At 69.4% G+C, this 11,779-nt stretch carries 9 protein-coding genes; 5 read left to right on the forward strand and 4 right to left on the reverse strand.

The features are described from left to right. Window positions 1-15 precede the first annotated feature (15 nt). From KY501_RS36685 to KY501_RS36695, 3 genes are all read left to right on the forward strand, one after another. The gene (locus KY501_RS36685; protein ID WP_224368527.1) at window positions 16-1,620 is read left to right on the forward strand and encodes a Kelch repeat-containing protein; all 1,605 of its coding nucleotides are present in this window, start codon (window positions 16-18) and stop codon (window positions 1,618-1,620) included. A 387-nt stretch (window positions 1,621-2,007) separates the two neighbouring features. Further along, window positions 2,008-4,056, forward strand: a complete 2,049-nt coding sequence (locus KY501_RS36690; RefSeq protein ID WP_224368528.1) for a PilZ domain-containing protein — start codon at window positions 2,008-2,010, stop codon at window positions 4,054-4,056. Window positions 4,057-4,169: 113 nt separating this feature from the next. Beyond that, window positions 4,170-4,604 (forward strand): hypothetical protein, encoded by a 435-nt coding sequence (locus KY501_RS36695; protein WP_224368529.1) that lies wholly within the window; start codon window positions 4,170-4,172, stop codon window positions 4,602-4,604. A gap of 21 nt (window positions 4,605-4,625) precedes the next feature. Here KY501_RS36695 and KY501_RS36700 read toward each other — a convergent pair whose 3' ends face one another. The 3 genes from KY501_RS36700 to KY501_RS36710 form a co-directional block, all read right to left on the reverse strand. After that, entirely contained in the window at window positions 4,626-5,636 is a 1,011-nt protein-coding gene (locus KY501_RS36700; protein WP_224368530.1) for an ABC transporter substrate-binding protein, read from the reverse strand. A 93-nt stretch (window positions 5,637-5,729) separates the two neighbouring features. Beyond that, window positions 5,730-6,491 carry an ABC transporter permease gene (locus KY501_RS36705; RefSeq protein WP_224368531.1) on the reverse strand — a complete coding sequence of 254 codons (762 nt, stop codon included), beginning with the start codon at window positions 6,489-6,491 and terminating at the stop codon, window positions 5,730-5,732. A gap of 13 nt (window positions 6,492-6,504) precedes the next feature. Next, a complete protein-coding gene (locus KY501_RS36710; RefSeq protein WP_309243029.1) occupies window positions 6,505-7,380 on the reverse strand; it encodes an ABC transporter ATP-binding protein in 876 nt (291 codons plus the stop codon). Window positions 7,381-7,554: 174 nt separating this feature from the next. Here KY501_RS36710 and KY501_RS36715 point away from each other — a divergent pair, with 174 nt between their 5' ends. Continuing rightward, window positions 7,555-10,281: a CHAT domain-containing protein gene (locus KY501_RS36715; RefSeq protein WP_224368533.1), complete on the forward strand. Its 2,727-nt coding sequence runs from the start codon at window positions 7,555-7,557 to the stop codon at window positions 10,279-10,281. A 43-nt stretch (window positions 10,282-10,324) separates the two neighbouring features. Next, window positions 10,325-10,999, forward strand: a complete 675-nt coding sequence (locus tag KY501_RS36720) for a hypothetical protein (RefSeq protein WP_224368534.1) — start codon at window positions 10,325-10,327, stop codon at window positions 10,997-10,999. Between the two features lie 58 nt (window positions 11,000-11,057). Here the strand turns inward: KY501_RS36720 and KY501_RS36725 are convergent, their stop codons facing one another. Continuing rightward, entirely contained in the window at window positions 11,058-11,684 is a 627-nt protein-coding gene (locus tag KY501_RS36725; RefSeq protein ID WP_224368535.1) for a hypothetical protein, read from the reverse strand. Window positions 11,685-11,779 lie beyond the last annotated feature (95 nt).

Consider the following 11,779-nt stretch of genomic DNA (forward strand, 5'->3'; position numbering starts at 1 on the left):
GGTAGAGTCTCCCGGGTGAATCCCGAATGGCCTGATCGCGCGCCCGTGAGCACTCCCTCGCGCCTGCTCCCGCTGCTCCTCGCCCTCTGGTCCCTGCTCGCCTGTCAGTCCACTCCCGGCGGCGTCCATGTCGTCGTCGAGGGAACCCTGGTGCCGGGCTCGGATTTTGATCGGCTCTCCGTCGTCGCGCTCCAGGCAGGCTCCACCACGCCGCTGGGCCTCGCCACGCTCGAAGGCGCGGACCTGCACCTGCCCGCCACCTTCAACTTCGAGTCCGGCCCCGCCACTCCCGCTGGCACCCGCCTCACCGTCCGCGCTACCGCCGAGCTCGCGGGTGTGGTGCGCTCCACCGCCTCCGGCGAAGCCACCCTCACCGAGAAGAGCGGCGCGAACCTCACCCTGACGCTGCCTCCCATCCCGCCGCCTCCGGATGCCGGCACGGCCATGGAAGTCTGTGACAACGGCCTGGATGACGATGGTGACGGCCTGCGCGACTGCGCGGACCCCGACTGTGAGACCCGGAGCTGCCTGTCCGGAGGCCTCACCTGCGCCAGTGGCGTCTGCTCCTGTCCAGGCCGCATGGTTGGCGTTCCCGTGGTGCGCCAAGGCTTCTCGCGGCGATCCCAGCCCGCCGCACTCGTTCCCAGCTCCGGTCCTCTGGCTGACACGCTCATCATCGCTGGCGGCCGGGACTCCCAGGGACGCCCCAGCGCGGCGCTTGATATCTACTTCCCCGAATCCACCCGCATCTCCTCCAAGGCCCTCACCGTGGGGCGCGCCGAGGCCAGTGCCGTGGCCCTCGAGGACGGAGGCGTGGCGCTGCTGGGCGGCGTGCGTCTGAACGATGTGCCCGAGCCCAGCCTCGAGTGGCTCACCCTGGATGGAGGAACCTCCCAGACCCCCTTCTCGCCCGCACTCACCGCCCGAGCCGTCGCCACAGGCCGACTCGGCTCGGACGCGCTCCTGGCCGGCGGAAGGATGATCGCTTCCCAAGAAGGGACCACCGAGCAGCGAAACCTCGCCGTCCGTGTCCGTCCCGCCACCGGCGACCAGGAGGTGCTCGGCCGCCTGTCCCTGGCATGCCCCGCGGGCGGCGCACCCCTCGGGAACTCCTTCCTCCTGGCCGGTGGCTGCCCCGGATCCGGCTCCACCTCCCGCACGGACCTGATCGGCCCCACCGGCACCCTCGGCGTCGGGCCCGGCCTCCCCACCGCCCTCGAAGGCCCCGCCGTGGTCTCCCTGTCCGGAAACCGCGCGCTGGTGATCGGCGGCCGCGAGCAGGTGGGCGCCGCGCTCGTGCCCTCCGCCCGCGTCTTCCTCCTCGAACAATCCGGAGGCGTCGTCCGCGCGCGCGAATTGCTTCCCATGGACACGCCCCGTCCCTCGCCTCGGGCCGCCCGCCTCGGCAACGGCTGGGTCTACGTCGAGGACTCCACCGGCGTCCCCTCCGCCTGGTTTGATCCCGCCGCCGAGCACTTCACCCCTGCCACCCCGCTCCCCCCACGGCACGGTCATACCCTCGTGGGTGGAACGGGCACTGAGACCTACCTGGTAGGAGGCTCCGGCGCCGATGGAGGCCTCGAAGACTCCACCCTCGTCCTCGAGCTACGCTGCCTCTGATCGAAAATGTCTGTTTCTACGGGAAACCCGTAGACCCAAGGGCATGGCTTTTTCCCTGGAAGTGAACCAGAATTCCGGGAAGATTCAGCTTGCTCGGAATGCCGGGGTTTCCGAGTCGCAGGCCGGAAGCGAGGAAGATCGATTGTGGACTCTACAAGCACGCCTATCGCCTCGTGGCACCGGCTGTCTTTCCAGAATGACACACCGCAGAATGCTCTGTATCCATGCCTCCTGCGGAGGACAGATGCGCCCCAGGGAAGTGCTGTTCACCCTCTGAGCAGGAAATTTCCCTTGGGGAAGTCCAGCAGGACCGTGGTATGAAATTGTTCTGCTATTCACGTAAAGCAGTTTTTGTGCCACGGAGCGCCCATGCAGTCGGATAACCGGATGTCGACCCGCGAGGCGATCCTGGGCTACCGGATGGGAACGGACCTGTCCGCGGTGGCGTCCTTCGGCGACGCGCACGACTCGCAGGGCCGGCTGGTGCAACTGTCGCTCGAGCACCTCACGCTCCACCTGGCTTCGTGCGCGGAATTGCGCCCCGGTCAGCCCGCCAACGTCGTGCTGGGTCTGGGCGAGCGGTGGATGACGTCGCTGCAGGCCGAGGTGGCGGAGATCTCCGCGGGTGGCCCGCAAATGCCGCCGGAGCTGCGCCTGCGCTTCGTGGCTCCGCCGCTGGAGGCGGGCCGCAAGATTGTCTCCGCGCTGGAGGCCCTGCGCGAGAGCGGCCACCTGGTGACGCCCGAGGGGCGCCCGGTGTGGAAGGAGACCATCCGCAGCCAGGATCGCATCCTGCGCATCTGCGAGGCGCTGGCGGCCCGCACCACCCGCGGCGTGGCCCGCGCGGAGGACGGCACTCGCGTGGAGGTGCGCGCGGCGCACTTCGACAAGTATGAGGGCGTGATCGGCTGGAAGGCCGAGAGCGAGCTGCCGCTGATGCCCTTCTCCATGGAGGCCTTCGGCTACAGCTCGGTGCTGTACTTCCGTGGGGACAAGACCTGGTACGACGGCGGCCTGTGGATGATGCCGCTGCCGCAGGAGATGACGCGCTTCCGCCACCGCTGGCTGCGGCGCGCTCCCACCACCACCGAGTGCGAGATCTCCTTCGATCATCCGCTGTGGCCGCAGGTCCGCGTGCACCGGAAGATGCTGGACGTGTCCTACGAGGGCCTGTCCTTCACCACGGAGTTGGGCGACGACCTGCTCTACCCGGGCATGCGGGTGCCGGTGCTCGAGGTGGAGATGCCGGGCCGCGCGCCGGTGAAGCTGTTCGGCGAGGTTCGCAACGTCTCCAGCACCTCCAAGGGCCACCGCTGCGGCATGTGGCTCAGCCCGCTGAACGCCGAAGAGGGGCTGGCCTGGCGCGCGCTGGTGGAGGAGCAGATGCACCCGCGCACCCGCGTGGCCGGTGACTGGAACGGCGGGGTGTGGGACCTGTTCGAGAAGTCGGGCTACTTCCGGTTGTCCGGCAAGGATCCGACGAAGTTCGAGGCCTTCAAGCGCGAGTTCCACGAGACGCAGAACAAGCTCCAGGGCCAGCAGCGCCTGGGCCTGCGCGTGGTGCGGCCCATGGAGGGTGGCGTGGAGGCCACGCTCTCCGTGGTGAAGCCGTACGCGGGCAGCTGGCTGGCGCACCAGTTGGCACGGCAGCAGCCTCCTGGGGTCAATAACAAGCGCGCCTCGGCCCGCGAGGCCCTGCGCGACATCTACCTGCGCGCCTACGAGCCCACGCAGTTGGATCCCGAGGTGAAGTGGTTCTTCGCGTACGCCGAGGCGCACGTGCGCTGGACGCGCTTCACGAAGTTCGACTTCGCGCAGTGGTACGAGCACACCGGCCAGTCGGCGCTCATCCCCTTCCAGCTCATGGAGGGCGAGACGGATCGCGAGTGGGCGCCCCTGCCCGAGGGCGTCGAGGTGGCCGAGCCCACCGCCGAGGAGCTGGGCCTGCTCTTCAAGCGGCTCGAGGCGACCAAGCCCGTGGCGTACCGCGAGGCGTTGGACCTGGTGCCCGAGCGCTTCACGCTCACCGCCACCAAGGCGATGTGGGACCGGGCAAAGCTGTCTCGCGAGCGCGAGGCCTTCGTCGCCCGCGTCCACGGCAAGCCGGTGGCCATCGGCATCGTCGAGACGGCCAACCCCGGCCTCAACCTGTTCCACGTGTTGGACGGCATCCGCATCGTCCCGCTGGTGGAGGACGACGCCCAGGCCGACGTGCAGGACGGCATGCTGGCGCTGCTCACTCGCGCGGCGGATTGGTACCGCGAGCGCAACCGCCGCGTCTTCGTGCACTACGTGGAGACCAAGAGCGTCATGTACGCCGAGCGCGCCGTGCTGGCGGACCTGGGCGAGGGGCTCATCTGGATCATCTCCTCCACGCTGCTGCCCGAGTTCCTCGAGCACCTGTGCGAGTCGACCACGCCGCGCAGCGACGGCTAGTCTGGCGGCTCCTCCAGCCTGCGGGGAGCACAGGGGGGCACCAAGGGGATCGGGCCTATCCCTAGCTTGAATGGTGGACGGGTCATCGCACCCTCAACGCCGGAGTCCACCCCATGAAGCTCATCATCCCCAATCCAGTGCGTCGCGCAGTCCTCTGGCTGCCTGCCCTCGGGTTGATGCTCGCCCCCCTGGCCGCGGATGCCAGGTCCCGAGATGGCAAGATGGATTCCGATGGGCCAGCCGACGTCGGAGGCCGAGGAGGCGCCATCGATGAGGTCAACTACGGCCCTCTGGGAATGGACGCCCACAAGCAGCGGATGGAGCGGCGGAGCGAGGGTAATGCCCAACTGCTCTCGGGCCGTGTCCTCGAGGTGAAGGGCCGCACGCTCTTCGTGGAGCGCGAGGGCGTGGTGGTGCCGTTGGACCTGAGCGAGCTGCGCATCAACAAGCAGCCCAAGCCCGGCCAGGACGTCATCGCCTCGTACACGGTGGATGAGACGCGCAACGTCGCCCTGTCCCTGGCAGGGGAGGTGGCCGAGTCCCAGTGAGCGGGCCTGCCTGGGCTCGCTTCACCGCGCGGTCGCGCGCACCTCGTTGAGCAGGCTCAGGTCCACCAGCCCCGAGATGTCATCCGAGGAAAGGTAGCCCAGCTCCTTGGCGTGCTGGGCTGCCTGGGTCAGCGCGGCCGACTCCGGATCGAGGCTCGGCTCGAGGCGGGAGAAGGCTTCCTTGAGCACGGGAGCCGCCAGCGGCTTGCTGGTGAGCTTGCCGAAGGCGTTGTTCACGGTGGTGGCGAAGCCGCCCGGATCCGAGTGCCAGCGCTCGGTCAGCCGCACGTGTACGCGCAGTAGCGCGGCCAGCTGCGGCCGGCGCGTCTCCAGGGCCTTCTTCGTCGTGACGATGACAGTGGTGGGGAAGCGGCGCTGCGGCCAGAGGTCTCTCTCGTCCACCAGCACCTGGCCGCCCCCCTCGGCCACCATGCGGGCTCCCCACGGCTCGGGGACCCAGGCGCCCTCGATGGCGCCCTGCAGGTACTGGCCGAGGATGTCCGGGTTGCTCATGGGAACCACCTGCACCTCGCTGCCGGGCTCGCTGGCCGCGGTGAGGCCCTGCTGCTTGAGCCAGTGCCGCAGGGCGATGTCCTGCGTATTGCCGATTTGAGGGCTGGCGACCTTCTTCCCCTTCAGCTCGGCGGCGGACTTCGCCGTGCGCGTCACCAGCACCGCGCCGCCGTTCACCGCTCCGGCGATGATGCGCAATTCCCGGCCGGCCTTGAGGTACGTGTTGATGGCGGGCCCCGTGCCCACATAGGAGACGTCCAGCGAGCCTCCGACGAGCGCCTCCATGGCGGCGGGGCCGGCGTTGAACTGCTTCACCTCCAGCTTGCCGAGGCCCGGCTCCGCGGCGAAGGCGCCCTCGACGTGGCCTACGAGGGCCTGCGCGTGGGTGATGTTGGGGAAGAAGCCCAGGCGGAGTGGAGCGTTGGGATCCGCGTCGCCTCCCGACTTCTTGCAACCGGTGATGGTGACGGCGAGCCCCAGGAAGAGCCCGAGGAAAGACCAAGAGCGAAGCGTGTCCATCGCGCGGTAATGGGGAGGCTCGGCTCGAACGGCAACGCGCGCCGGAGTGGGCCGTCCGCCAGCACACGCTCGGCGGACGGGACGTCCTCCACCTTACATGGAGGGCAGCAGGCCCCAGCGCCGCCGCACCCGCGTCTCCACCGTCTGGAAGAAGACGCGGTCCACGAGGATGCCGATGACGATGATGGCCACCATCACCGCCATCACCTGCGGCACGTCCATCAGCTCGCGACCCAGGGTGAGCAGCTGGCCGAGGCCCCCGGACACGAAGAGCAGCTCTCCGGCCAGCAACGCGCGCCACGCGAAGCTCCAGCCCAGCTTCAGACCGGTGACGATGCCCGGCAGCGCCGCGGGGATGAGCACTCCGAACGAGAAGCGCGGCCCGCGCACCCCCAGCGTGTGGGCCACGCGGATGAGCTGCGGATCAATTCCATTCACGCCGTCCTCGGTGGCAATCGCGATGGAGAGCACGCTGCCCATCACCACCACGAAGAGGATGGCGGTGTCCGTCAGGCCGAACCACAGCAGCGCCAGCGGCAGCCAGCAGATGGAGGGCAGCGCCTGCAGTCCCATCACCACCGGCTTCACCGCGTTGCGGAAGAAGGAGAGCCGCGCGTTGGCCAGCCCCAGCGGCACGCCGATGCCCACCGAGATGAGGTACGCGCGCCCCAGCCGCCCCAGCGAGCGCAGCGCCGCCGAGCCCAGCCGCCCGTCGGCCATCATGGCATAGAGGCTCTTGGCCACCGTGCTCGGCCCGGGGAACAGGTGCGGAGACCAGAGGCCACTCCGCGCCACCAGCTCCCACGTCGCCAGGAGCAGCACCATCACGCCCAGCTTCTGCGCCCACCTCTTCATCTCCGCACCTCTTTCAGTGACGCAGGTCCGCTTCTTCCTGGGAGCTCGAACGAGGAGGCGGCAGCGTGCCCTCGGGGCCCTCCACCCGCCGCATCAGCATCCGCAGGTAGCGCGCCATCTCGTCCAGCCGCGCGTCCTCCGCCGAGCGCGGCATGGGAAGGTGGATCTCCAGGTCCTTCACGATGCGGCCAGGCCGGGGCGCCATCACCACCACGCGGGTGCCCAGCATCAACGCCTCGTGCACGTCGTGGGTGACGAACACCACCGTCTTCGAGGTGCGCAGCCAGATGGACTGCAACAGCTCCTGCATGTGCACGCGCGTCTGTGAGTCCAGCGAGCCGAAGGGCTCGTCCATGAGCAGCACCGCCGAGTCCACCGCCAACGCCCGCGCCAGGCTCGCGCGCATCTTCATTCCACCGGACAGCTGGTGGGGCAGCGAGTTCTCGAAGCCGGACAGGTGCACGCGGCGGATGAACTCGCGGGCGCGCGGCTCACGGTCGGCGCGGGGAACGCCTCGGGCGGCCAGGGCGAACTTGAGGTTGCCCAGCACCGTCATCCACGGGAAGAGCGCGGCTTCTTGGAACATGAGAAGCCGATCCGGCCCTGGCCCGCGAATGGACTTGCCGTCGATGGCCACCGTGCCGCCCGTCGGCGTCACATGGCCCGCCAGCGCATACAGCAACGTGGACTTGCCACACCCCGACGGCCCGAGCAGGCAGACGAACTCGCCCGAGCGGATGTTGAGGTTCACGTTCTTCAGCGCCACCACCTTGTTGGCGTAGCTGTGCCCCAGCTCCGCCACGGAGATCTTCGCGCGCTGCGCATTGACTTGCGCCGGTTGGAACAGGCGCAGGGAACTCTTCCATCGGGCCAGCAAGGCTCGGAACATTGGCGCAAAGGTAGGCAGTCTCCCCACGCACTGCTCGATTGCTTGCCTGCTGAGGGGGCTCGCCTGCCTGCTCGCTCATCCAGGGTAGCGTGAGGCCGGGAAGATTCCGGCTCGCTTCCGTTGAGAGGACATGGGAGCGCCGGGCAAACGTCGGGGGAGCCTGAGTTGAAGGCCATGCGGACTGACGGAAGCGTGCGGCTTCTGGCTGTGGGACTGCTGACAGTGGGCCTGAGTGGAGCGGCCTTCTTCGCGGTGCGGAACAGGCGGCAGGCCTCGAGTGCGGATGAGGCCTCGTTTCTCTCCGCGGGGCCCACGCGCACCCTCGAAGCTCGGCTAAGTCACCCGGGGGCGGATCGCTATCGTCCCTACCACGCCGTGGCGCGAGGCGAGGCGACGTCTGCCGCGGCTCCGTCGCTGGAGGTGCTGGCGCGTCTGGAGGCCCAGGGAGATCTGCGCGGAGTGGCCAGTGCGTATCTGATGAGGGGCGCGCCGGAGCTCGCGGCCTCCTATCTGGAGCGCGCGGGGGATTCGCCCGAGGTGCTCAACGATCGAGCCGTGCTGGCCCTCGCGAAGGGAGACGCGGCCCGGGCGCTGGAGCTGTTGGATAAGGCTTTCCAGCAGCGGCCGGGTTCCTCTCAGGCACTGTGGAACCGGGGGCTGGCGTTGCACGAGCTGGGGTTGAGCGCGCTGGCGGCCGAGTCCTTCGAGGCGGTGGTGGCGCAGGCCGAGCCGGGCTGGTCGGACGAGGCTCGCACCCGAGCCCAGGCCCAGAGAGCGTACCTCCAGGGTGAACAGCAGGGCTGGGAGGCTGCGAAAGCGGCCGGGGAAGCGCTGGTGAAAGGCCAGGGCACCGTCTCCGCAGAGCAGCTCCGGGAGCGGCCTGATCTCTACCGTCTCTACCTCTACGATGCGATCCGCGCCGCGCCGGACGGACAGCGGCTCAAGGCGCTGTGGCCGGTGGCCGAGACGCTCGATGCGCACTTCGGAGGCAGCGCGCTGAGGGATGCGCTCCGCTGGGCCGAGGCACGGGACTTCCAGCGCCGGGCTCCGCTGGCCGCGCTCTACTTGTATGTCTTCCAGGGCAAGGATGTCCCCGGGGGACTGGCCGCGTACCTCCAGCAGCTGCGGGCCGCGGGAGAGCTCGACATCCTCATGGGCACGCTCTTGCTCACCCCAGAAGTGGCCAAGGACGTGGAGGGCTACGCGCGCCTGGCCGAGCAGACGAAGGATCCCTGGTTCCAGCTCATCGCCGCGAACGAGCGGGCCAAGGAGGCCATCGGGCGCGGGGAGCTGTTCCAGGCCGAGCAGATCCTCCTGGCCGCCACGAGCCAGTGCACGGGCAGCACCCTGGCCTACCGCTGCGGCGTGTTGATGGAGCGGCTGAGCACGCTCTACCGGCGGCTCTGGCTGCTGCCCGAGGCCGTCCGCAGCGCGAAGGAGCTTCGTACCTTGTACCGCCGAGGCGGCTTCTGGGTGTCGGACACCTTCCAGCACCTGGGACAGCTCGCCCGCCTCCAGGGACAGGGCGCGCTGGCGCGGGCGATGCTCGGCGAGGCGCTCGCGCGCAACCCGAAGGTCTGTGCCGTGCGCCAGTTCGTCCGAGCCAATGAGGCCCTGTCCCTCCTGGAGGAGCTGCGGCTGGATGAGGCGCGCAGTGCCATTCGCGATGCGCTCACGTGCGACAGGCTCCCGTTGCTCTCGGAGGCGATGACGCTAGCGGAGCTCGCGCGCCTGCGTCCCGAGCCCACGCAGGATCGCCAGGTGCAGGAACGGTTGCAGGGCTATCGCCGCGCGAGCCGGCTCGAACCAGGGCAGCTCGCACTCCTGTCCCACGTGGAGGGCCGCTACCTCATCGAGCAGGATCGGTCCCGAGGCGAGGAGCTGCTCCGGCGTGCCATCGCCGAGGCGGATCGGCTGCCGCGCGCCAATGTCGATGGGCGCGAGGCCCGGGCCTACAGCTACGCCTCACTCCTGTTCGCGGCAGGCAAGGCCGGCGAATGGTCCAAGGCCCTGGCGCTCTTTGGCGAGGAAGTGGGGAGCGAACTGCCCACGCGCTGCTTGCTGGCGGTGGCGCTGGATCGTGAGCGCACGCTGGCCCTCGCGCTCGGTCCGGACGGGCGCATGGAGGCGCACTACGACGCGGGCCGCCACGAGCCGTTGGGGAGTGATGCGCGGAGTGTCATCCCCGAGGCGCTCGCGGCGCCGCTGCGCGCCTGTGAGCAGGTGAGCGTGTTGGCGCGTCCTCCGCTCCACGGGCGAGCAGAGCTGCTGCCGGATGACATTGCCTGGCGCTACCTCGTCCTGCCCGGTGCACAAACCCCCGCTGCCGCGATGCCGCCCCTGCACCTGGTGGTGAAGGACGTGGAACCACCCTCCTCGCTGGAGCTGCCGCGCCTGGGCGCCTGGGAGCCGGCGGGCACGAGGGCCACGCTCCTCTCCGGTGCGTCCGCCACTCCGAGCCGGGTGCTCGAGGCGATGAGCCGGGCGACGGAGATCGAAATTCACGCCCATGGGCTGATCAACCCGACGCTCTCGGATGCCTCACTGCTGGTGCTGTCTCCGGACGCGAGCGGCCGGTACGCGCTCACGGCGGGCGAGGTCCGCGCGCACCGGCTGGAGGGGCGCCCGCTCGTCACGCTCGCGGCGTGCCGGGCCGCGCACACGGGCATCCAGGTCCACGAGCCCTTCAGCCTGCCCACGGCCTTCATCGAGGCCGGAGCGCGCACGGTGCTGGCGGCCACGGTGGACATCCCCGACGCGGAGGCGGGGCCTTTCTTTCTCGCGGTCCAGGAGCGCATTCGCGGCGGGCAGAGCGCCGCGGTGGCGCTCCGGGACGTGCGCATGGAGTGGTTGGGCCGGGAGCCCGGGAGCTGGGTGCGTTCCGTGCTCGTGTTCGAGTGAGGCTGTCACTGCACCGGAAGTTCACATCTTAAGGAGGGACATCATGAGACTGGCGTTGCTCTTCCCCGCACTGATGGGGCTGGCGTTGGCGGGATACAAGGCGATGGCGTCCGAGCGGTACACCCCTGTGCTGACGACGGAGACGTGCTCCACGGAGTACCCGCGGACGCCCGCTGCTCCCACGCTGCAGTACATTCCGTCCACGGGTGATCTGCCGACCTTCTCGCCTTCGACGCACATCGTCGTGGTGGTCTACCCCCGCGCGGGGGGCTACGCCGTGGCGGGAGTGGACGTCCCCCGTCAGAGCTTCACGTTCCTGTGGACGGGGTACACGGCCACGCTGGACTCAACGCTCATCCGGCTCGTCTCCACTGGCACCCCGGTCACCGTGTACACCGCGCCCCTGGACATCACGTGCTACGGGGTGCCACCGCCCACGGTGAACCTGCTGCCTCCGTCCACCTTCGGCGCGTCCCCGGTGCAGTTCGACGGCGAGGACGCGGGGGTTCCCCCCCGGGCGGACGGTGGCACGGACGGGGGGACCGTCGACTGCAGCAAGACGACGGAGAACTGCCGCGTGGACATCGGTGATGATCCTCCGGGAGACGTCAAACCTGGCGGAGAGGACTGGATCATTGCCTTCCTGGAGATCTCCTGGAGGACGGCGATCAACCTGGGCAAGGTGGCCACGCCCCTCGGGGGGATCGGCGGGCACTGATCACCCGCTGTGAGGAGCACCGGTCCGGGTGCGGCGCGGACTCGGACCGGTGAGCCGCTCAGGCCGTGGGAGGAGCGGCTCGGGCCACGCGCTCGGCGCGGAAGTGGCGCCGGGCCTTGAAGGCGAGCCACGCGCTAAACCCGAGCAGGATGACTCCCACCGCCCCGAAGGAGCTGCCCACGATGAGCGGCCCCCGGCGGTGATCGTGGAAGAGCATGAAGCTCCGGCCCCGGGTGATGAGCGGATTGGCGCGGAAGCGGTTCACCGTCTGCGCGGTGCGCTGGGCATCGGCCTCCTCATTCAGCCAGTGGGTGCTGAGGGGGAAGTCGCCGCGCGTCGTCTTGAGCACGGGCTTGTAGAGCGTGGCGTCGTCCGACTTGCTGCTGCGGTTGTGCTCGATGGTGACGCCCTGGATCTCCGGCACCGTGAAGGAGTCCACCTGTTCGCGGCCCAGCCAGCTGATGTGGACGAGCTTGCACGGGCCAAGCGGCGCGCACTGCAGCTCCACGCGGGCCTTGAGGTTGAACATCATCAGGCTGAAGACGAGGAACGGGGCGGCCAGCAGCACGAAGGCCACGGCGCCGATGGTGGACGCCCGTCCACGAGAGGGAGGGGCTTCCTCGTTCGAGAGGGGCTCCTGGGGAGCGGGTGCGGTCACGGCCCAGTCATAGACCCGAGGGCTCACGGCGGCACCAGGAATCCGCAAGTGGGCACCGCCAGGCACCCGGCCGCGCCTGAGTGTTCACCCATGGGCCCTTGCGGCAGCCAGGCGCTGCATCC

Source organism: Hyalangium versicolor, assembly GCF_020103695.1.
In the GTDB taxonomy this organism is placed as follows: domain Bacteria; phylum Myxococcota; class Myxococcia; order Myxococcales; family Myxococcaceae; genus Hyalangium; species Hyalangium versicolor.